Below are 22,189 nucleotides of genomic sequence, written 5' to 3'. Positions count from 1 at the left end.
GCGAGTTACTGGAAGGGGAGATGGTGGTGTCGCTGACCGACGCCGGCCCTTCAGTAGGCCGCCCGGCCCGGTTGTCTACAACGCCGGATCCCATTGAGCCGGTCTCCAGGGTCGCCAACGCCTCGGATAACATGAGTTCACCGGCCAGACGGCTGAGGGGCCCACCGATCAACGCAGCAGCGGTCGGCGTGGTACCGGGCACCGCCGAGCACGCGTGGAGGAATCTCACCGAAGATCGGTGCCCGAAGAGTGCGACGGGGGCATTCTGGAGAAGCACTGAACCGCGCCGGGACCTGAGGAGACTCAGTTAGTTCGGTGCCGAGCGCTCCGCAGGAGCCGCTTGGGTGCGGCAATACTGCTCCTCGGATTCCGCGGGGAAAAAGTACCACAAGGGTTCGAGGATGCGCCGGGTGTTGAACCACGCGACCCATTTGCTCGTCGCATTTTTCACGTAATCGATGCTCTTCCACGCCCTGCGCTGACGGATAGCCTCGGTTTTGTAACCTCGGTGGACACCCAAATCCGGCCACCAGTCGACACCTGAAAACCGGCTACCAAAGGCGAGCTGAGGCGTAGGCCGGCGGGGCGTTCCGAAAGGGACGTTTCCCGCCATGAGCAACGTCTTGGACGAGACCAAACAGCAGCCGGTGATCGCGCTGGGGCGACTAGGGTGGGCGCTGCGGCGCATCGAGGTGGCGACCGGCGTGCGCCGCGAGACGATCAGCAGGGGTATCTGAAGGCGGCGAGCGTCGCGGTGCGGCGTCGCGGGGGGCGGTCGACGGAGTGGCCGCCGCCAAATCCGGCCACCATGGGGGAGGTGTCCACTGACCCGGTGGCCACCGACGTGGTAACCACCGACGTGGTAACCACCGACGTGGTGGCCGCCTCGGTGCGGCCGGCCCGTGCGCCGACCGCGTGCGAGCCGTATCGCGAGGTGATCCTCGAGGCGGCGCGGCGCGGTCGGAACGCGATGGCGATCCAGCAGGACCTCGTCGAACAGCACGGCTCCGACGAGCGCTACGCGAGTGTGCGGCGCTACGTGCGGCGCGTGCCGGGTGGCGTGCCACTCGAGCCAGCGGGCATCATCGAGACCGCGCCGGGAAGAGGCCCAAGACGACTACGACGAAGGGCCGATGGTCCACGATCCGGTGAGCGGGAGGTACAAACGCACGCGGCTCTTCGTGCTCACCCTCCGGCTACTCGCGGAAGTCGGTGCGGCTGCTGACGTGGCGCTCCAGTAGTCAGCAGTGGGCCGCGCTCCATGAGGAAGCCTTCCGTCGTCTGGGCGGCACGTCGCGCGTGATCGTCCTGGACAATCTCCGCGAGGGCGTGCTCACGCCCGACGTGTACGACGCGCAGCTCAATCCGCTGTATCGTGATGTCCTCGCGCACTAAGGTGTGGTGGCGCTGCCGTGTCGTGTGCGCGATCCGGATCGCAAGGGGAAAGGCGAGTCGGGGATCGGACACACGCAGCGCACGCCGCTCCAGGGCCTCCGCTTCGTGACGCTCGACGTCGCGCAAGCGTACCTCGATCACTGGGAGCTCCGCTGGGCGGACACGCGCATCCATAGCACGACCAAGCGCCAGGTCAACGTGATGTTTCCGGAGGAGTGCCGGCATCTGCAGGCGCTGTCCCTCGAGCCATTCCGCTAATATTGCCGCGGCATGCGCGTCGTGCATCTCGACGGCTGTGTCGAAGTCGAGGCGGCGTACTACAGCTACCGCCGGGCTGGATCGGCCAACAGGTCCTCGTGCAGTGGGATGACCTCCACGTGCGCGTGCTCGATCCTAAGACCAGCGGTCTGCTGCGCGAAGATCTCCGCACACGCCGCGGGCATCATCGGGTCGCCGATGCGGATCGCCCTGCACCCGCGCCCGCGAAAACGCTTGCGCTGCTCGACGTCGCGCGGAAAGCGGGACCGTCCATCGGCGCGGTCTGTGATCACATCCATCGCACCGAGGGCGTGCTCGCCCTGCGCCGAATCCTCAGGGTGCTCGCGCTGGCGCGCAAACATGGCCCGGCGCTGACCGAGGACGCCGCCCACTTCGCCCGCGAAGCGGCGGCGCCGTCGTACCGCTTTTTGCGCCGCCATCTCGAACGCGTGAGGCTGCCGGCCATGGCGCTCAAACAGATGGACCCGCTCATCCGCTATCTCGCCGTCTACCGCGCCCTCATCGAACAGCGAGCCGCCTCATGAACGTTACCGAACTGGATCGCGCCCTCTGTAAACTCCGCCTCTCCGGTATGGCAGACGTACTTGCGACGCGCCTGCGCCATGCGCAGGCCGAACGGCTGCCGCCGCTCGATCTCATCGCCATGCTCGTCAATGATGAATTGCGGCGCCGGCAGCATCGCTTGCTGAGCGGCGGCGCGTCCAGGCGTGCTTCCGCGACCCGAGTCGCTCGCTCGACTCCTTTCACTTCACCTTGAACAAAAAGATGAATCGCGCACTGCTCTTCGAGCTCGCGGCGGGCGAATTCATCACGCAAGGCGAAGATCTCTTGCTCGTCTGTCCGCCTGGTGCTCGGTCAACGAGCCTGAACCAAAACTCCCCGCCGAGTAGCGGGAGGAGACGGGGCGCGTGGGGTCCTTGCACAGGCCAGTCAGCAGGTAAATCGGAGTCTCAGTAACCGCTTGAAATAGCTTGCCAAGGCTGAGAGCGCTTGCGCAGTACTTGTCGTGTGTCAATGATGAGCCTGAGCGTATGCCAGCCCACTCTTCAAGTAGCTTATCGGCGCGAGCGCGCCAAGGAGTGACATTGCGGAATCTGTTTTTGGTGGCCGTTGCGTTCCTCATGCCTATTTCGGCGTCTGCGCAGCGATCTTACGAGCAGGTGCAGAGCAGTGTCTCTGGTGTATTCGCCCCCCTTACAACGATTGTTGGTCAGTCATTCACAACGGGCGCCTCGACGTACCTCATCGACGGCGTTGGGATTTACTTAGGAAATTCGAGCACCGTCAACAATGGCTTTTCCTTCAACTTGCAGCTGTACTCTGCGCCCGCACATCTTGGCGGCACTCTCATGCGAAGCACGACGGGAACCGTGACGCTCGGAGGCGGCGTTACCGCGTTTCTCTACACCAACCTTGGTGAGATCGATGTGCTCGCTGGTACGCAGTATTGGCTGTACTTCTGGGGCAGCGCTCCAGACGTCTTTTCGTACTTCGCAGATGGCGACCCCTACGCAGGCGGCCAAGCGTTTTTTGCTCCGAATGGCGTAACGAGCCTGCCGACGACGTTTGACACCTATGACCTCGCGTTCTTCACAACGACGTCGCCAAAGGTTCCTGAGCCGGCCTCTGGGTGGCTTCTCTTAAGCAGCGGAGCACTGCTGTACGCGCGCCGCCTTCGTCAGCGAACCTTGGTCAGACGCTCTTTAGCCCTTTGGGCGGCTCGCTCTCTCATACGCCTCCCGTTGTCTCCCAAACGCCTCACTTAAAGGCGTCTACCAGCATCGGCAGGTCGTGCACATGAAGGCGCAACACCGCTTGCGTCCGCGCGCTGGACACGAAGTCGGCATGCAGGGCTGTGCAAGTACACCTAAACTCCCGCACCTGATGAACACGCAAATTCCCGCAGTCGCCGGGGGTTGGGTGGATCGGGGGCTGTCCGCTCGAGGGCCCTCCCTGGTGGGGCTGAGCAGGGCACCGAGTTCACGGAGCCGGTAGCTCTGACGGTCGATGTGGATGACCGCGACCTGATGCAGTAAGCGGTCGAGGATCGCGGCGGTCAGGATTTCGTCGCCTGCAAAGATATCCGGCCAGTCGCGGGCGTGCTTGTTGGACGTGAGCAGGATGGAGCCGCGTTCGTAGCGGGTGGAGACGAGCCGGAAGAAGAGATTCGCCTCCATGCGGTCGAGGGGCGGAAGCCGACTTCGTCGATGATGAGCAAGCCGCAGTCGAAGTAGCGCTGCGTGCGTAAGTGCGCCGGCGGGGTCGTCGCATCCGCCTTCAGCTGAGACTTCGCGAGCAGATCGATCTCCATTGAGCCGGCGGGCATGCGGCTCCTAGTTCTCTCTCCCAAGATTCCGGTAGCGGTTCGGCGAAATCAACTAGTCCACATGCGGGAGTCCACTCCGAATCCAAACGCGGGCGTATACCGAAGCGTGTATCAGTCCGCGGTCGTGGGTACTCCCGCTGACCACCCCAACTTCACCGCTGTGGTGATGGACACGCTCACAGCCGCACACGCGGACCTCGTATCGCGTGCCGCGGCAACTCGGATGAACCCCATGACTAGGAAGACACACGTCCAGGCGGCCGCTGATCTCATCGCGGAGATGGCGCATGAGTAGACCACGTACGCGCAAGGTTCCAACGCTTTCGTTGCACAGCGGTACGCTCGTCGCCGTGGATGCACTACATGTCAAACCCACGTTCGGAGGGCACCTCGAAGGCAGCCCGCAATTTCATGTGCGTAGAATCGCCCGACAGATAGCACTGATTTCACCGACCAGTTTCATGTGAAGTCGTGACAAAATGAGAAGGCGCACCACAGGGCCCCTCCTTTTCGGGGAGGCCCGCGCGGTGTTTGGGGCTTGGTCTGGTACGATTCGGTTCATCACATTTTCCGCACCGTCAAACCGCCACAGCCCCCCATTCGTCCGCAAAGTGCGGCCGCTGTAGCCGTCCGCCCGCACCGTAGGGTATGTCCATCCGCCCATTCCGTGCTGTGCTGTTGCTGCTGGCGTGTGTTGCAACAGCCGCCTGCCTGACCCCGCCCACCGCCCCTTCACTTCCCTCCGGCAGCACCCGCGTTCTCTTCCTCGGCAATTCACTCACCTACACCAACGACCTGCCGGGCATGCTGCTCCGGCTGGCCCGCCTGGCCGGTGACACCTCCGTCTCGGTCGCCGCACTGGCGGAGCCGGACTATTCACTCGAGGAGCACTGGAAGCAGGGCACCGCACCCCGCTGGCTGCGGGAGCGTCAGTGGGAATACGTCGTGATGCAGCAGGGCTCGTCCGCGCTGCCGGCCAGTCAGGTGCATCTGCGCAGCTGGACGGAGCAATTCGCACCACTCATCCGCGCAGCCGGCGCACAGCCCGTGCTGCTCATGGTGTGGCCACAGCAGGGGCGCCTGTTCGATTTCCCCAACGTGCTGACTTCCTACCGCAATGCGGCGGGCAGCGTGGGTGGTCTGTTCGCGCCAGCTGGTGATGCCTGGACCGCCTATGGGCAGTACGACCGTCTGTATTCCGACGGCCTGCATCCCACGGGGCCGGGCACGTATCTGACTGCACTGACGTTGCTCGCGCGACTGCGCGATATCCGGCCGGAGCAATTGCCGCCCACCATTCCGGGCATGCCCATGGACAGTGCTGATGTGCGTGCTCTCCAACGTGCAGCGACCGCAGCGCTTGATCGCAATCCTGCGCGGCCACCGGTGGCGGGAGCGATGCCTCAATGAGCCGCCAATCCCTCATCTGCGCGGTGACGACGTTCGTGGCATTCTCATGGACGACGTCGGTGCATGCCCAACCGCTCGACTCCGCTGCTGTGGCCCGTGAAGCCTACAGCAGCGCCTTGCGTGCCTCCACGCGCGAGGCCGCCCATACCCTGTTACTGCGTGCCACCGCGGCATGGCCTTCGCAGTCGTCCTACTGGGCTCCACTGGCCCGTGTGGCGGGGCGCCTGCATGACACGGCCACCGTGGTGCGTGCCGTGAGCGCCATGGCCGCCATGCAGGTGCCACAACCACTGCTGGCCGATAGTTCGCTGCTGCCTTGGTGGAGCCTGCCCGCACTCGGCGACGCACGGCGTCAACTGGATCAGTTCGCAGTGCCGATAGCACCCGCGCTGGTCGCGGCCATCTTCTCCGACAGTACCCTCTTCGCCGAAGGGGTGGACGCCAATCCGCGCACGGGCGTGTTGTACCTGACGAGCGTCCGCCATCGCACCGTGTATGAACGCACTCTCGATGGCACCGTGCGCGATCTGCAGTTGCACCGTGATCCGCGCATCGCTGCCGTGTACGGCGTGCGCGTGGCCCGCGACGGTCGGACATTGTGGCTCACCACCGCCCCACATGCGGCATCCACGCCGGCGCCACCATTGCCGCCCACCGCACAGGTGACTGGACGTGGCGCCCTCGTGCAGGTGCGCATCAGCGACGGCCACATCCAGGGCTATTGGCCACTCTCACCGGACACCGCTCCGCACATCCCGGGAGATCTCGCCGTCGCACCCGACGGCACGGTGATTGTCACCGACTCACATGCCGAAGCGCTGTATGTGCTCGACCCGCGCGCGCGACAATTGCGAGTGATCACTGATCCGTGGTTTCGCTCGTTGCAGGGTGTGGTGGCCGTGCCATCGCGTGTGCCCGGCAAATCTGCGGTAATCGTCGCCGACTACTCACATGGATTGCTGCATGTGGAAATCGCTCCGGCGGTGATCGGAGCGCGCGTGCATCGATTGCGAGATGCGCCTGGCACCACCGTGCTCGGTATCGATGGTCTAGTGTGGCATGACGGCGCGCTGTACGGCGTGCAGAACGGTGTCGTGCCGGCCCGTGTGGTGCGCATGCAGCTGGACGAGCGCTTCACGCAGGTCGAGTCGGTGGTGGTGATCGACCGTCAGCCGGACATCGCATCCGATCCCACCATCGGCACCATCTGGCGAGACCATTTCGTCTATGTGGCCAACAGCCAATGGAATCAGTACGACGGCCGCGGTCAGCGCGTGGCGGGTACGTCGCTCGCACCCACCGTGATCCTGTGCGTGCCCATCTCCTCCGGCACGAACGGCAAGCGCAGCACGGCCTCCACGCCGCCCGTCGCACCATCCTGCACGCGCAGTACGGCATCCTCGCCGTAGAGTCGCGAGAGGCGAGCACGCAGGTTCAGCAATCCGGTGCCCGCGCCCGAAGACGTGGTGTCGGCAGACAAGCCTGGGCCGGTGTCGGTCACACGCAGCACAAGATGGTTCTCCTCCCGTGAGGTGCTGATGGACACCATGCCGGCGCCGGTTTGCCGCGCGATGCCGTGCAGTAGCGCATTCTCCACGAGCGGTTGCAGGGCAAAGGCCGGTACCATCGCGGCGGGCATCACACCGCTTGGCCATTCCACGCGCAACCGATCGGCAAAGCGTACCAGCTCGATGTCCAGATAGCGCCGGGTGAACTCCAGCTCCTGCGCCAACGGGATGACCTGTCCATCGCCCGCTCGAAGCGTGGCACGCAACAAGTCGGCGAGGCGTACCACGAGCTGTTGCGCCATGGCCGGGTCGCGCCCGATCAGCGTGACGATGGAGTTCAGGGCATTGAACAGGAAGTGAGGATTGAGCTGGGCTTGCAGTGCGCGCAGCTGCGCCTGTGCCAGATCTTCCCCCATCCGGGCGGCCAACACGCGCTCCGCCTGCCACTCGTCGTACCAACGCATGGCCATCTGTGCGACCACGATGGCGCAGAAGATGACGAGGAACACGTCGCCATTGGAGCGAATGCCGATGACCAACGTGCTCTCGAAGCCGCGCGGTTCGTCCAGTCCGAACGCCACCGACGTCTTTGCATACACGAAGATCTGCACGAACACGATCAGCGCCGCGAGCAGCAGGTGCACGACAAACGCGCGGAGTCGTTCGCCGGCGCGGAAAGGCACACGGTCGCCCACATACCAGATGACCGCGGTCCATAGCCCCCACGCGCCCCACATCACGAACTGCGAGAGAAACAACGCCGCCGTGGGCAGGCTGGGATTGAGCCGCGAGGGCACCAGATGAAACCCGATCGTGCCGATGATGGTCGGCAACAACCAGAAACCCAGGAGCGCGGTACGCACCCGCCACGTGCGCATGCCGCTCATGTTTCGCCAGCGAGTCGTTTGGCCACTTCGGCGCGATAGTTACGACTGACCTTGAGCCGGGTTCCGTCGCGCAGGATCATGATCTGATCGCCGCCAAACCAGGGCTGCAGTTCCTTCATGGCCCGCATGTCCACAATGGTTTGCCGATGCACGCGCAGGAACCGTCGCGGATCGAGCCGTGACTCGAGGCTCGTGAGTGTCTCGCGCACCTGATAGCGTTCCTTACCGGCGTGCAGCACGACGTAGTTGCCGTCCGACTCGATCCACTGCACTTCGGCCAACATCACCACCATGGTGCGCTGGTCGTGCTTCACGACGATGCGATCGGCCCAGCGTCCGCCGACGGGCGTTCGTGACGCAGAGGCTGTGGGTTTCTCGTCTGCCGCTCCGGCGGGTGTACGCGCGCCGAGCATGGCGCCAAGGATGCGCGCCTGTTCCAGTACCGCCCCGGTCGCGACGCGTTCAGATACACGCTTCCAGGCGGTGGCGAATCGCGCATCGTCGAAAGGCTTGAGCAAGTAGTCGACGGCCGCGACCTCGAATGCCTGTAACGCGAACTCGTCGTGGGCCGAAATGAAGAGCGTGGCCGGCATCCGATCGGTGCCCACCGTTTCGATCACATCGAACCCGGTACCACCCGGCATCTGGATGTCGAGCAGGACCACCTCGGGGCGCCAGGAGCCGATGAGTGTCACAGCATCGGCACCATTGCCGGCTTCGCGCAGTGAAGCATCCGGCGCGTGACGGCGCGTGAGCTCTGCCAGGCGTTCACGCGCCAGCGGTTCGTCGTCGACAATCAGCACACGGGAGATCATGTGCCAAGTTCGCTTGCCACGCCCGCGCTGTCCATGTCCATGTGCGCATGGTGTCGCGATAGGCATCCCGGTCACCGTCGCAACATACACGGGCTTCGAGGACCGTCAGCCCATCCGCTCCGAATAGCGCTCGAGTGCCGTGAACTTCTCGATCTTCCAGTTGGGATTCACGCGACCGCCGTAACCGTGCTCTTGCAGCCACACCTGCTCCTCGGCCAACGCCTCGTCGGATTGCAGGTCGCGGTACCAGCCCTTCTGCCGCTGTTCGCTGCCCGGGAACCAGCGATAGCCGTGCGCCTTGAGCACATCCTTCACTTCGATCGGCGTGCCCGTGGCCCACAGTCGGTAGGTACGTTTGCGCGCATTCTGCAGCAGCAGGCGCAGAGGATTCAGTTCTGCTTCCAACACTGCGTCGGACGCATCTCCTGTGGACGGATCCGCGGGCTCGGCACGCGCTGCCGCGAGCAGGTGCAGCGTCGCCAGACAATCGTCCGCCGCGCGGTGCCCCGTGTGAAACGCTCCGGTCATGCGATAGAGCAGGTAGTCGAGCTTCATGCTGCGGCTGCCAAAGCGCACCCACGGCACCTCCTGTTGCGAGCACGCCCAGTGCTTCGCGGCAAATGCCGGAAAGCGCCGCTCCAGCATGCGGCGATCAAAGCCGGCATTGTGCGCGATCACCAGCACTGACTGCTCCAACGCCTGCAGCACCGCCGCATCGTCGATGCGCTTGCCGCGCACATCCTCGTCGGTGATGCCGGTGATGGCCGCGGCTTCGGCGGGAATGGGTCGTCCCGGGTCCTCGAAATACGACAGGGGCGCATGTACGGTGTACACACGGCCCTCGCTGTCGAAGTCGAAGGGCACCGCACCGAACTCGATGATGGCATCGCGACTGGTGTCGAGACCCGTCGTTTCCACGTCCACGACGAGTCCCCGCATCAACGGCGTCCCAGGCGGTACGGACTCCGGCGCCGAGTAGAACGGCGGCACGACCAGACGCCGAACGACCTGATAGTCGCCCGATGCCTCGAGTGCCGCCGCCATCGCTTCGTACTGGGATTCGAGTTCGCCGTTCACCGGTTCACCTTCGCATCAGCCATCGCATTCACCGTCGTGCGTCCGTGTGGGGGTCGCACCAAACTACCCCATGCGCGTCAGCGCGATGACATCGCCAGTGTTCCTTCGGTGTGTTCGGCCACGTCTTCAGCCGCGTCGAGACCGGCGCTGAGGTCCCGCCACAGCGCTTCGGCCGACTCGAGCCCCACCGACAGGCGCAACAGCCCATCCGTGATGCCCTCAGCTTCCCGCACCGCCGGATCGAGCAGACGATGCGTCAACCCCGCCGGATGCTGAATGAGCGAATCGGTAGAGCCCAGGCTCACCGCCGGTGTGATGAGCGTGAGGGCACGCATGAGCGCATTGGCCGCTTCCACGCCGCCGCGCACCTCGAAGGCCACCAACGTGCCCGGCCCGGCCATCTGGCTGCCGATGAGGCCATGCGGGTCACTGAGGCCATGCCCGGGATAGTGCACGGTCGTCACCATGGGGTGTTCGGCCAGCCGTTCGACGAGCACGCCGGCCGTGCGTTGCGCGTGCTCCACGCGCATGGGCAATGTGGGCAGGCCGCGCAGCAACAGGAACGCCGCGAGCGGATGGAGGATGCCACCCGTGAGAATGCGGACCTGGCGTAGTCGCCGGGCCCACGCTTCACTCGTCGCTACCACGCCGGCCACGACGTCACCATGCCCGCCCAGAAACTTGGTGGCGCTGTGCAGCACCATTGCCGCTCCATGGCGAAGGGGCTGCTGCAGAATGGGCGTGGCAAAGGTGCTGTCCACCACCACCGGCACCGTGCCCGCAGCACGCACAATGGCCTCGATATCCAGCAAGTCGAGTGTGGGGTTTGCGGGCGTCTCGATGAACACCAGTGACGTCTCGGGCCGAATGGCCTGCGCTACCGCATCAGGCTGCGCGAAGGTCACGTCGATCGGCAGCAGTCCACTCTCCAGTAGATGATCGGTGCCGCCGTACAGCGGGCGCACGGCCACCACATGGCGACCGTCCATCGCGGCCGCCAGCAGTAGGGCGGTGGTGGCGGCCATGCCCGACGCAAACGCCACGCAGGCCTCGGCGCCTTCCAGCTCGGCTACGGCCTGTTCGGCACGTGCCACCGTGGGATTGTGCAGCCGGGCATAGATCGCGCTCCCCTGTGGGGTGCCACCTGCCGCCATGGCGTCGTAGCTGGCCGTCCCCTGCTCGGGGTCCGGTACCGGGTAGGTCGACGACAGGTCGATCGGCGGGGCGTGCACCCCCAGCGCGTGAAAGTCAGCGCGGCCGGCGTGTACGGCCAGGGTCTCGAAGTCGGGCGGGACGGGGCGGATCACGGTGCCTCCGGCAGGATTCGGATGGCGGACGGTGTTCGGTGGGATGATTAGACTGTAGAATGAGATCCATTATGGAAAGCCAAGATCCGAAGAAGATTCGGCCTCTGCTGGAACCAGAGGCGCTCGACCGAATCGATCGCGCCATTCTCGTGGCCCTCCAGCAGAATGCACGGCTCACCAACAAGGAGCTGGCAGCGCGGGTGGGGCTCGCCGAGTCGAGCTGCCATGAACGGGTGAAGCGTCTGGTGGCCGGTGGCGCGTTGCGCGGGTTCCACGCCGAGGTGGATCCAAAGGTGCTGGGTATCGGCTTGCAGGCGTTGGTGGCCGTTCGCCTCTCGCGGCAAACCAATGCCGCCGTGGCTTCTTTCAGGCAGGCCATGCTCGCGCTGAACGAAGCCATCGCGGTGTTCCATGTGGCCGGCGCCACCGACTTTCTGGTGCAGGTGGCGGTACGGGACTCGGACGAGCTGCGTGATCTCATCCTGCGGGCCATCACGGCGCGTCCAGAGGTGGTGCATGTGGAGACTTCACTCATCTACGAACACGCTCGGAACGCCGGATTTGGCGCTCCGTAACCCGCGCCATAGGGCTGCCGGTGTCACACCACTAAGTTTCCGGGTATGAGTGCTTCTTCTGTCCTGCCCGCGGTTACGGATGCGGACTTTGCAGAGCGTGTGCTGGCCGCTCCCGGACTGGTGCTGGTGGATGTGTGGGCGGCCTGGTGCACGCCCTGTCTGACCCTGTCTCCCGTGCTCGAGCGTCTGGCTGACGCGTATCGCGGCAAGGCGCAGGTGGTCACGCTCGACGCGGACGCCAACGTGGAGACGGTGGTGAAGTACGACGTGCGCTCACTGCCGTCGGTACTCGCTTTCCGCAACGGCGCACTGGTCTCCCGTCAGTCGGGTGCGCAGTCGTACGGGACCTACACGGCGACCGTCGACCGGCTGCTGGGCGAGGCGGCGCTGCCCGGAGGCACGACGACCGCGCCGACGGTTCCGGTGTGGCAGGAAGCGTGGCAGGTGCCCGTGGACGAGCACGACCCGGCGCTGGCGGAAGCCCGCGCACTGACCGCGGCAGCCGAGCCCACGGTGCTCTTCAAGCACAGCGTCACCTGCTCGATCTCGGTGTCGGTGAAGCGCGAGTACGACGCCTTCGTGGCCGCCAACCCCGATGTGCCCACGCGCATGGTCATCGTGCAGACCGAACGACCGTTGTCGAATGCACTGGCCAAGGTGTTGCAGGTGCAGCATGAGTCGCCGCAGGCCATCGTCGTACACAATGGCGAGGTGCTGTGGCACGGGTCGCATCGCCGGGTGACCGCGGCGAATCTCACCAGTGCGGTGAAGGGGTAGGGCCCCACCGGGCTGCCGGTGGAAGCCGCCCGAAGGGGCCCACCCTGACGGGAGGCGCCTTGGCAGGCTAGTTATCGGGGATCGGTCCCCTCCGCTCTTCCCCCGAGGCCATGTTCCGTTCTTCTGTTTTTGTACCGGTACGTGCCGCTCTGGCCGCGCTGGCCCTGACGGTCGTTCCCACTGGCGCGCACGCGCAGACAGCCGCCGCCAGACCTGCTGCGACCACCGCAGCGGGACAGCGTCCGCCACGTGCGGTGCGACGCGACATTCCCATCACCAACGCCATTCGTCGTGCGATGAGCGCGGGCGTGCGCGACTCCACGGGCCGTCCGGGGGCGCGCTACTGGCAGCTGCGCACCGACTACCAGATCGACGTCTCGCTCGATCCGGCCAGTGCGCGACTCACGGGCAAGGCGCGCATCACACTGCACAACACCAGCCCTGATTCGCTGCGCGAAATCGGGCTGCGTCTCGATCCGAATCACTTCATCGGCACCGCGCCACATGCCGCCCCGTGGGTGCCTGCGGAGATCACCGATGGCATGCAGTTCTCGCGTATGACGGTGAACGGTGCGGTGGTGAACATCGCATCGAACGCCGCGCCGCAGGCTGCTGGTGCCGAAGGGGCCCGTGCCATTCAGACGGCACAGGCCGCGGCGGCCAACGCCGCCGGTGAGAACACGCTGCTGAATGGTCGTTCCACCAATGCGCGCATTCGCCTCGCTATGCCGGTGCTGCCGGGCGCGCGCGCGGTGCTCGAGGTGGACTGGTCGCACAAGCTGCCGGGCGGCCCGGGTACCGGACACCGCATGACGCAGCGCTGGGCAGATACACTCTTCCAGCCCACGCAGTGGTTCCCGCGCGTCGCCAAGTACGATGACCTGCGCGGATGGGACGCCGAACTGTATCTCGGTCCGTCGGAGTTCTACAACAACTTTGGCACGTTCGATGTGAACGTCGATGTGCCGGCCGGCTGGATCGTGAGCGGCACCGGTCTGCTGCAGAATCCGGAGCAGGTGCTCACCGCGCGCGCACGCGAACAGCTTGCCAAGGTCACGCAGTCCGACGCGGTCACCATGATTGTCGGGCCCGATGAAGTGGGACCTGGTCAGGCCACGGCGACGAGCAATACGGGTCGCCTCACCTGGCGCTTCCATGCGGACACGGTGAACGATTTCGCGTGGGCCACTGCCAAGAAGTACGTGTGGCAGGCCACGCGGGCGACGATCCCGGGCAAGGGACCGGTGCCCATTCACATGCTGTTCCTGCCGGGTCGTGCCAATGTGTTCGAGCGCGCGCCGCAGATCACCCGCCACGCCCTCGAGTTTTACTCCAAGCTCTGGTTCCCGTACCAGTTCCCGCAGCTCACGCTGCAGGACGGTCCGAGCGCCGGCATGGAGTATCCCATGGTCATCAACTCCAATCAGGGCGCAGCCGATCACGAGACGGCGCACCAGTGGTGGCCCATGGTCGTTGGCAACAATGAGACGTGGTATGGCTGGATGGACGAAGGGTTCAATCAGTACATGAACATTCTGTCCGCCGCCGATGCGGCAGGCCGCGCTCCAGTGCTCGACGGTGAGGGGCAGAAGTACGGCCAGACGTCGGGCAACGAAGCCGAAGCCCCCATGATGTGGAACGCCAACTACGGCGGTCCCGGTTTCTACGGCTTCACCACGTACAGCAAGACGCCGCTCATGCTGTCCATGCTCGGTGGCATCGTGGGCGACAGCGCTGTGCAGCGCGCCCATCGCGAGTGGGCCAACGCCTGGTTGTTCAAGCACCCGTCGCCGTGGGACTACATGTTCTTCATGAACAAGGCCCTCGGCCGCGACCTCGGCTGGTTCTGGTATTCCTGGTTGTTCACCACCGGTAGCGTCGACGGTCGCATCGCCTCGGTGAAGACGGTGGCCGGTCGCATGTCGGTCACCGTGGCGCAGGACGGCGACATGCCGGCGCCGATCGTGCTCAAGGTGAGCTTCGCGGCCAAGGGCGCACCCATTCGCCCCATGAAGAACGCCGTGATGCTCGACGAGACCACCGCACTGGTCACCGTTCCGGTGGATGTGTGGTTCAATGGTGCACGTTCCGTCACCACCGATCTCATGTTCGGTGCACGCCCCATCGAGAAGATCGTGCTCGACCCGAACCGCCGTTTCCCCGACCGGAATCCGGCTGACAACGAGTGGCCGGTCGCGGCGCAGACGCTTCCGGCGACACCCCGTCGTTAAAGTCCCCGCTCAGCAGGTCCGATATTGATAAGGAGCGCACGTCGGCACATCGGCGTGCGCTCTTGTGCTGACGACGAGGTCGGTGCGCATACGCATCGCCCTCACGTCCTGTCGAATGTTTGCCCTGCGCACGTTGCGCGCGCGATTGCGCGCCGTAGCTCTGCTTGGTGCGGTTGGAATGCTGGCCGTGGCTATTGCTGGTCAGGGGGCGCTACGTATCGCGCGCGAGGCTACGGCGGAGTTGGTGGAGTTCAACACCGCCCAGCGTCTGCAGATGGACAGCGATATGATGCACGACGCCATGCGTGGCGATGTGCTCGAGGCGCTGCTGGCGGCGTCGCGCAACGACACAGCGGCGATCACAACGTCCCGGGCATCGTTGCAGGAACATGCGGCGCGGTTCACCGGCTCGTTGGCCGCTGCGGACTCCCTGCTGAACGGGACGTCGGCCGATTCGCTCCTGCCCGAGCTGCGCGCAGCCGTTGTGTCATACGCGGCCATCGCCGACAGCGCGCTGAATGGGGCGAACCTGCCGGTGGAGGAACGCACGGCACGTCTCGATCGATTTCGCGCGCGCTTCACCGAACTCGAAGGTCGGATGGAAACGTTCGGCGACGGGATTCAGGCACTCAGCGCCAGTGTCGAAGCCAATACCACTCGGCAGTTTTCGCGCGCGACCATCCTCATCTGGGTGATCTTTGCGCTGTTCTTCGTCGCAGGCGTCACCTTCGCGTGGCATGTCGCGCAATCCCTGGGCCAGCGCATGCAACGCATCGCCGAACAGGTCGCGACGCTGCAGCGCTTCGGTGTGGAAGGTGTACGCCGTGCCCTCGCTGCGCTCGCACGCGGTGAACAGGTCATGCTGCAACACCATGCGATTGCGCGCCTCGACGATACGCAGGACGACGAACTCGGCGCGGTGGCGCAGGCCGTCGATCGCATGGCTGTGGAGTGCGAGGAGTCGATGCGGAACTGCCTGCGTGCACAGGACGCCGTGGCGCACACGGTGCGTGAGATTGGGCGTCTGGCGTCGGAGGCACGCGAGGGAGTGCTCACCGGAACGGCACAGCGGGAGGGCGCCGAAGGGCGCTACGCCGAGGTGCTCGAAGGGGTGGAGGGGGTCGTGGCCGCGGTGGCCGCGCCACTCGCTGAGTCGCGGCGGGTACTGGCCGCCGTTGCGGCGCGCGACCTGGAAGTGCGCATGGAGGGTGAGTTCCGTGGCGAGTTCGCGCAGATGCAGCAATCGCTGAACACGGCGATCGCGCAGCTTGCTGACACCGTGCGTCAGGTGCGTGCGTCGTCGGGGCAATTGGATGGTGCGGCCCGGCAGATCGCCGACAGCAGTCAGCAGCTCGCCACCGGCGCGTCCACGCAGTCAGAGCATGCGGACCGGGTGAGTGCGGCCATCGCCGCGCTTTCGACGAGCGCTCAGCAGTCGGCGGCGCAGGCCACTTCGATGAAAGCCAGTGCGGAACAGGCCCGGGGGAGTGTGCAGCGCGGCGCTGAGAACATGATCGCACTCAATGCCGATATGCAGCGCATCAAGCAGTCGGCCGATGCCACACGCCGCATCGTGAAGACCATCGACGAGATTGCGTTTCAGACCAACCTATTGGCGCTCAATGCGGCGGTGGAAGCCGCGCGTGCTGGCGACGCAGGCCGCGGCTTTGCAGTGGTGGCGGACGAAGTGCGCGCCCTGGCCATTCGTTCGGCCGATGCCGCGCGGCAGACGGCCGTACTGATCGACGAGGAGATCTCCAACGTGAATGGTGGTGTGGAGCGGGAAGAGCAGGTGCGTGAGCAGCTGCTGGCCGCGCGGCAGCACGTGGAGCGTCTGGCCGGTGCCATCGAGGAGATCGTGCTCGCCGCCCGTCAGCAATCGGAGGCCACGGGCGAGATCTCCAAGGGTGTGGCGGTGATGAGCGGCGTGACGCAGCAGGTCGCGGCGAATGCCGAGGAAGGGGCTGCGTCATCGGATGAGCTGCTGGCGCAGGCCAGCCATCTGGCGGCGGTGGTGCAGGGTTTCAAGACCCGGGACGTAGCCGGCCGATTGCCCGATCAGTTGTCCTTGAACGCCCGACGACGAGCCGTGGCGTGATCGAATGGTGATGAATGGTGTGGAATGCCCTAAGTTAATGATTTGTACATGTTTAAGATTCTCACTGCTTGACTAATAGACAAAAGGCGACAATACTATGGGACAACCGATCCGTGGTCATTTGCCGCCTATTGCCGCCACGTAAAACAAAGAGCTAAAACGCGACGCCCGGGCGGCTTCCACTGCCCGGGCATTGTCGTATGCAGACGGCGCCACCGTGAGCAGCAGGAGCGGGTCATGTCCTCGTCGCCGTCCATTCTCCCCATCGCGATCTATCACGAGCATCCGGACTGGTTCCGGCCGCTCTTTGCCGAACTCGACGCGCGGGGCATTCCGTACGAGCGGCTGGATGCCGCTGCGCATGTCTTCGATCCGTCCGAGACGGAAGCGCGCTGGTCACTGGCCTTCAATCGCGCCAGCCCGTCGGCGTACCTGCGCGGGCACGGACAGACCACGTTCTACACGCTGCACTGGCTGCGCCACCTCGAGCGGCTCGGTGTGCCCATCGTGAACGGCGTGCAGGCCTACAGCAACGAGCTGTCCAAGGCCACCCAGCTCGACCTCCTGCAGTCACTCGGCTTGCCGTACCCCAAGTCGCGCGTGATCAATCACGCGTCGCAGGCTGTGGCCGCGGCTGAAGGACTGCGCTACCCCGTGCTGGTGAAGGCGAACGTGGGAGGCAGCGGTGCGGGCATCGTGAAGTACGAGTCGCGCGAGGCGCTCGAAGCTGCGGTGGCTGCAGGCACCGTGGACCTTGGTGTTGACGGTACCGCGCTGGTGCAGGAAGCCGCGCCGCTGCGCAACGGCCACATCACCCGCGTGGAGACGTTGAACGGCAAGTACCTCTACGCCATCAACGTGTATCCGGCGGTGGGATCGTTCGACCTGTGCCCGGCCGACGCGTGCCAGACCACGAGTGGCGCGGAGCTGGTGCGTGGTGCCTGCGCCATTGATGCGCCGAAGAGCGGCATGCGTGTGGAGCGTGCTGATCCGCCCGCCGAGATCATCGCCCAGGTGGAGCGCATCTCGCAGGCCGCGGGCATCGATGTGGGTGGCATCGAGTATCTCGTGGACGACCGCGATGGACAGCACTACTTCTACGATGTGAACGCGTTGTCGAACTTCGTGGCTGATGCGGTCAACGTGATCGGCTTCGATCCATTCGCGAAGCTGGTGGACTACCTCGAGGAGCGCGCAGGCCTCGTCACCACGGCGGCCAGCTGATGCGCTTCGGATACTGGCTCCCGGTCTTTGGTGGATGGCTGCGCAATGTGCCCGACGAGGGCATGGATGCGAGCTGGGCGTACGTGCAGCGTCTGGCACGTCGCAGTGAGGAGATCGGGTTCGATCTCACGCTCATCGCCGAACTGTTCCTGAACGACATCAAGGGCATCGAAGCCCCGGCGCTCGACGCATGGAGCACGGCGGCGGCGCTGGCGGCCGTGACGCAGCGTCTCGAACTGATGGTTGCCGTGCGCCCGACGTTTCACCACCCGGCCACGCTGGCCAAGCAGGCGGCGAACATCGACCGCATCAGCAACGGACGCTTGTCGTTGAACGTGGTCTCGAGCTGGTGGAAGGACGAAGCTCGTCGCTACGGTACGCAGTTCGACCAGCACGATGATCGCTATGCCCGCACGGCCGAGTGGCTGGATGTGCTGCACGGCGCGTGGTCGCAGAAAGCGCTGACCTATCAGGGCAAGTACTACCAGGTCGAAGATCTCATCGTCGAGCCCAAGCCGGTGTCGAGCCGCAGCCGTCCACATCCGGTGCTGTACGCGGGTGGCGAATCGGACGCGGCGAAGACGTTGATCACGGGCGCCTGCGACGCGTATGTGATGCATGGTGATCCCGCCGAGCGTGTCGCGCCCAAGGTGGCCGATATGCAGGCGCGCCGTGAACGCACGGGGCAGCGGGCGATGCAGTACGGTATGGCCGCGTATGTGATTGTGCGCGACACGGAGGCCGAAGCGCAGCGGGAACTCGAGCGCATCACCAACGTGGAGCCGGGCTCACCGGGCTTTGGCAACTATCAGGACTGGATTGCCAACACGCAGCTCGATCAGCAGGTGTCGCTGCAGGACTACTCGGTCTCCAACCGAGGGCTGCGCGCCGGGCTGGTGGGCACGCCGGAGCAGATCGCTGATCGCATTCGGGAGTTCGAGCGCGTGGGCGTGAATCTGTTGCTGCTGCAGTGCAGCCCGCAGCTCGAAGAGATGGAGCGGTTTGCAGAGCAGGTGATCCCGTTGGTCCGGGGGAAGCAGAGCGTGGCGGCGTAAGCCCGTCGCCACGGGCCTTGGCGCCCCGGCCTCACGGTTTCCAGAGGAGTCAGAAAGGAGTTGGAGAGGGCGCAGTTCAAGAGGACCACGGCTGTCCTGCGACCCGCACTCTTTCCAACTCTCCCCCTGACTCCTCCTGATACCGTGAGGAATTGGCGCCATATTCTCCGAATGCCACGCCAAACTATTCTTGCCGCCATCGCGCTGCTGGCAACACATGCCGCCGCGCTCGACGCCCAACCCCGCCGTCCGTTCCCTATCGACACGGCGTCGATCGCGACCATCCACGCCGCCTTCAAGGCCGGTCGCCTGACCTGCAAGACCCTCGTCTCGCAGTACCTCGCGCGCATCGACTCGCTCGACAAGAAAGGCCCCGCGCTCAACGCCATCGTCACCCTGAATCCGCAGGCCCTCGCCACCGCGGAACTGCTCGACGCGACGTACGCGGCGCGTGGCCCGGTGGGCCCGCTGCATTGCATCCCGCTCATCGTGAAGGACAACTTCGAAACGATCGGGTTGCAGACCACCGGCGGCTCGCTCGCGCTCGAAGGCTGGAAGCCGCTGCAGGATGCCACGATGGTGAAGCAGGTGAAGGACGCCGGTGCCATCGTACTGGCGAAGAGCAACCTGGCCGAGTGGGCGTTCACACCGTACGAAACGGTGAGCTCCATCCTGCCGGGCTACACGCACAACCCCTACGCGCTCGATCGCGTGACGGCCGGCTCGAGCGGTGGCACCGCCGCTGCGGTCGCGGCGAGTTACGGCACGCTGGGGCTGGGCACGGACACGGGCAATTCCATTCGTGGGCCGTCCTCGCATCAGGCATTGGTCGGCATTCGTTCCACCATGGGGCTCACGTCGCGCGCCGGCGTGATTCCGCTCAACGAAGGCGCCGATATCGCCGGACCGATGGCGCGTCGTGTGTCCGATGCCGTCGCGGTGTTCGATGTCATTGCACACAGCGATCCCGCCGATACGGTCACCGCCCAGGCCGACAATCGGCGGTCGGCAAAGTACACCGATGCGCTCACGCGTGGTGCGCTCAAGGGCGCGCGCATTGGTGTGCTCCGTCAGGCCTACGAACGTCCCGGCCTCGATGCCGAAGTGAACGCGGTGTTCGATCGTGCGGTCGCCGATCTGCGCAAGGCGGGCGCCGTGGTGCTCGATACGGTACGCGTGGATTCGCTCGACGCCATCCAGCGCCGTCAGCAGGGTGGCTGCAATCGCTTCAAAGCCGACCTCGAACGCTATTTCGCGGCCCGTGCACCCAATGCGCCCGTAAAGACACTGGCCGATATCATCAGCAGTCGACGCTTCCATCCCACCGTGGAGCAGCGACTGCGTGATGCCGCGGCGGCCACGCAGATGCCCGAGGACAATCCAGGCTGCCGCAGTCGTGAGCAGGTACGTGCCGCGGTGCGCGTCGCTGTCACGCAGCTCATGGACTCGCTCAAGCTCGACGCGATGGTCTATCCGACGTGGAGCAACCCGCCACGGCTCATCGGCGATCTCAACACGCCGCACGGCGACAACAGCCAGCTGTTCTCGCCCACCACGGGCTTCCCGGCCATCACCGTGCCAATGGGGTACACGCGCGGTGGCACGTTGCCGGCCGGCATCAGCTTCTTCGGCAAGGCGTGGAGTGAGTATCGCCTGATTCAGCTCGTATACGACTACGAGCAGGTGACGAAGCACTGGAAGGCACCGCGCTACCGGCCGAGCGCCGGTAACTGAGCGGTCCTGGAATGACGGAAGGAGATGACCAGGAAGGATGACGCAGGGGGATCTGGCCCCCGCGTGCCTTCCTGGCCACCTCCCTTTCTCCGTTCCCTGTGGAGCCGCCGCGCCTTCCCGCGCAAACGACGCCCACACCTGAGGCTACAAGTGCGCGCCATAGCCAGCAATCGCTGAACATCAATACGTTCAATAGGCTGTTATTATAGGTCGTATGGATATCACTCTGCTGCGTGCGTTCCTCGAGGTCGCTGACGCCGGCGCATTCAGCCGCGCCGCCCGACGACTGGGCCTCGCTCAGCCGTCACTCAGCCTGCAGATCCAGCGGCTCGAACAGCAGTTGGGTACCACGTTGTTCGAGCGTCATGGACGTGGTGTGGCACTCACCGATGTGGGGAAGGGGCTGTATCCCCGTGCGCGCCGCATCGTGGACGATGTGCGCGCCGCCGAAGAAGCCGTGCGACGTGAGGTGGCCGAGGGGTTTGGCAGTATCACGGTGGGCGCGATTCCCACGATCGCGCCGTATGTGCTGCCCGCCGCGTTGGAACGACTGCAGCACCGGCATCCCGGTGCACGTGTCGAGCTGCGCGAGGACTATTCTGCCGTGCTCGCCGACTTGCTACGCGATGGCGCCATCGATGTCGCCATCGCCGCATTGCCGTACGACTTTGGTACGTTGCCGCGTGATGTGCTGGGCAGCGAAGCGCTGCTGGTGGCCGTGCCCTCCATGCATCCCGCCGCGCGCGCGGGAAAAATCACGCTGGCGCAGTTGCAGGACGCGCCCACGGTGACACTCGATCCTGTGCACTGCCTGGGTGATCAGGTGGCAGGATTCTGCAATGCCAAACAGGTGAACCCGTCCGTGGTGTGTCGCAGTTCGCAGCTCACCACCGTGTTCGAGATGGTGGGCGCTGGCATGGGGCTCAGTATCGTGCCGCAGATGGCAGCCGCCAAGCACAACACATCGCGCTGCGCGGTGGTGCCGCTGACCGACATGGTATTGGAGCGCGAGATCGTCGCGCTGTGGCCGCGTGATCGCGCGCCGGCCAAAGTGGCGATGACGTTTGTGGACTGCGTGCGGCAGGTGGTGAACGGCGGGTAGTCGCCGTTCACCATGTGGCTAACCGACAATCACGACGAGTAATACGCCGCGTTCTCCTCCACGTAACCCTTGGTCAGATCACACCCGAAGACACGCGCCGCGGCGTCACCCACGCCCAGCGAGATCTCGAGGTCCACCACTTCACGTGACAGCGTTGCGCGCACGATGGCATCGTCGAAATTGAGACGCTCGCCATTGGCGACCACTTGGTACCCGTTGATCCACGCATCCGTGGACGACGGGCGAATGGTGCAGTCAAAACACTTGCCCACCGCCATGAGCAAGCGCCCCACATTGGGGTCGGCACCATGTACCATGGTCTTCACGAGCGGTGAGTTGAGTACGCTCTTGGCCACCACGTAGGCGTCGTGGTCGTTCAGCGCCCCGCG

General features: G+C 65.1%; 17 protein-coding genes, 1 pseudogene and 1 riboswitch. Of the genes and pseudogenes, 12 read left to right on the top strand and 6 right to left on the bottom strand.

The window, feature by feature from the left end:
• Positions 1–611: 611 nt before the first annotated feature.
• The 3 genes and pseudogenes from istA (at position 612) to VGE27_RS06935 (ending at position 3,440) form a co-directional block, all read left to right on the top strand.
• Positions 612–2,198 (top strand): annotated as a pseudogene (gene istA, locus VGE27_RS06945) (IS21 family transposase).
• Positions 2,195–2,431: a hypothetical protein gene (locus VGE27_RS06940; protein WP_414653544.1), complete on the top strand. Its 237-nt coding sequence runs from the start codon at positions 2,195–2,197 to the stop codon at positions 2,429–2,431. The pseudogene istA and the gene VGE27_RS06940 overlap by 4 nt, the downstream one beginning before the upstream one ends.
• A 346-nt stretch (positions 2,432–2,777) precedes the next feature.
• Positions 2,778–3,440 (top strand): choice-of-anchor R domain-containing protein, encoded by a 663-nt coding sequence (locus tag VGE27_RS06935; protein WP_331048915.1) that lies wholly within the window; start codon positions 2,778–2,780, stop codon positions 3,438–3,440.
• A gap of 6 nt (positions 3,441–3,446) precedes the next feature.
• On the opposite strand, the gene VGE27_RS19475 is transcribed toward VGE27_RS06935, so the two are convergent.
• Entirely contained in the window at positions 3,447–3,851 is a 405-nt protein-coding gene (locus VGE27_RS19475) for an ATP-binding protein (protein ID WP_345787991.1), read from the bottom strand.
• 797 nt (positions 3,852–4,648) lie between these two features.
• Here VGE27_RS19475 and VGE27_RS06930 point away from each other — a divergent pair.
• Positions 4,649–5,410 carry an SGNH/GDSL hydrolase family protein gene (locus VGE27_RS06930; protein ID WP_331048914.1) on the top strand — a complete coding sequence of 254 codons (762 nt, stop codon included), beginning with the start codon at positions 4,649–4,651 and terminating at the stop codon, positions 5,408–5,410.
• A 1,267-nt stretch (positions 5,411–6,677) separates the two neighbouring features.
• On the opposite strand, the gene VGE27_RS06925 is transcribed toward VGE27_RS06930, so the two are convergent.
• From VGE27_RS06925 to VGE27_RS06910, 4 genes are all read right to left on the bottom strand, one after another.
• A complete protein-coding gene (locus tag VGE27_RS06925) occupies positions 6,678–7,805 on the bottom strand; it encodes a sensor histidine kinase (RefSeq protein WP_331048913.1) in 1,128 nt (375 codons plus the stop codon).
• Positions 7,802–8,620, bottom strand: coding sequence for a LytTR family DNA-binding domain-containing protein (locus VGE27_RS06920; protein WP_331048912.1), 819 nt, complete (start codon positions 8,618–8,620; stop codon positions 7,802–7,804). The genes VGE27_RS06925 and VGE27_RS06920 overlap by 4 nt, the downstream gene beginning before the upstream one ends.
• Positions 8,621–8,725: 105 nt before the next feature.
• Positions 8,726–9,697 (bottom strand): 3'-5' exonuclease, encoded by a 972-nt coding sequence (locus tag VGE27_RS06915; protein ID WP_331048911.1) that lies wholly within the window; start codon positions 9,695–9,697, stop codon positions 8,726–8,728.
• A gap of 77 nt (positions 9,698–9,774) precedes the next feature.
• A complete protein-coding gene (locus VGE27_RS06910) occupies positions 9,775–11,004 on the bottom strand; it encodes an aminotransferase class I/II-fold pyridoxal phosphate-dependent enzyme (protein WP_331048910.1) in 1,230 nt (409 codons plus the stop codon).
• A 71-nt stretch (positions 11,005–11,075) separates the two neighbouring features.
• On the opposite strand from VGE27_RS06910, the gene VGE27_RS06905 reads away from it, so the two are divergent.
• The 8 genes from VGE27_RS06905 (at position 11,076) to VGE27_RS06870 (ending at position 21,800) form a co-directional block, all read left to right on the top strand.
• A complete protein-coding gene (locus VGE27_RS06905; RefSeq protein ID WP_331048909.1) occupies positions 11,076–11,579 on the top strand; it encodes an Lrp/AsnC family transcriptional regulator in 504 nt (167 codons plus the stop codon).
• Positions 11,580–11,624: 45 nt separating this feature from the next.
• Entirely contained in the window at positions 11,625–12,356 is a 732-nt protein-coding gene (gene ytxJ, locus VGE27_RS06900; RefSeq protein WP_331048908.1) for a bacillithiol system redox-active protein YtxJ, read from the top strand.
• Positions 12,357–12,466: 110 nt separating this feature from the next.
• Entirely contained in the window at positions 12,467–14,587 is a 2,121-nt protein-coding gene (locus VGE27_RS06895) for a M1 family metallopeptidase (protein ID WP_331048907.1), read from the top strand.
• A 115-nt stretch (positions 14,588–14,702) separates the two neighbouring features.
• Positions 14,703–16,685: a methyl-accepting chemotaxis protein gene (locus VGE27_RS06890; protein ID WP_331048906.1), complete on the top strand. Its 1,983-nt coding sequence runs from the start codon at positions 14,703–14,705 to the stop codon at positions 16,683–16,685.
• Between the two features lie 103 nt (positions 16,686–16,788).
• Positions 16,789–16,863: riboswitch (SAM riboswitch) on the top strand.
• Between the two features lie 59 nt (positions 16,864–16,922).
• Positions 16,923–17,909, top strand: coding sequence for a hypothetical protein (locus tag VGE27_RS06885; protein ID WP_331048905.1), 987 nt, complete (start codon positions 16,923–16,925; stop codon positions 17,907–17,909).
• The gene (locus VGE27_RS06880) at positions 17,909–18,964 is read left to right on the top strand and encodes an LLM class flavin-dependent oxidoreductase (RefSeq protein WP_331048904.1); all 1,056 of its coding nucleotides are present in this window, start codon (positions 17,909–17,911) and stop codon (positions 18,962–18,964) included. The genes VGE27_RS06885 and VGE27_RS06880 overlap by 1 nt, the downstream gene beginning before the upstream one ends.
• Positions 18,965–19,135: 171 nt before the next feature.
• Positions 19,136–20,698 (top strand): amidase family protein, encoded by a 1,563-nt coding sequence (locus tag VGE27_RS06875; protein ID WP_331048903.1) that lies wholly within the window; start codon positions 19,136–19,138, stop codon positions 20,696–20,698.
• 214 nt (positions 20,699–20,912) lie between these two features.
• Positions 20,913–21,800: a LysR family transcriptional regulator gene (locus tag VGE27_RS06870; RefSeq protein WP_331048902.1), complete on the top strand. Its 888-nt coding sequence runs from the start codon at positions 20,913–20,915 to the stop codon at positions 21,798–21,800.
• 29 nt (positions 21,801–21,829) lie between these two features.
• Here VGE27_RS06870 and VGE27_RS06865 read toward each other — a convergent pair.
• Positions 21,830–22,189, bottom strand: a 360-nt coding sequence (locus tag VGE27_RS06865) for a bifunctional ornithine acetyltransferase/N-acetylglutamate synthase (RefSeq protein WP_331048901.1), incomplete at its 5' end; no start/stop codon positions are given.

The sequence above is a fragment of the Gemmatimonas sp. genome (assembly GCF_036405635.1).
Lineage (GTDB): Bacteria > Gemmatimonadota > Gemmatimonadetes > Gemmatimonadales > Gemmatimonadaceae > Gemmatimonas.
Note: the sequence above shows the minus strand (reverse complement) of the source record. Positions and strands in the feature narration are given on the sequence as shown.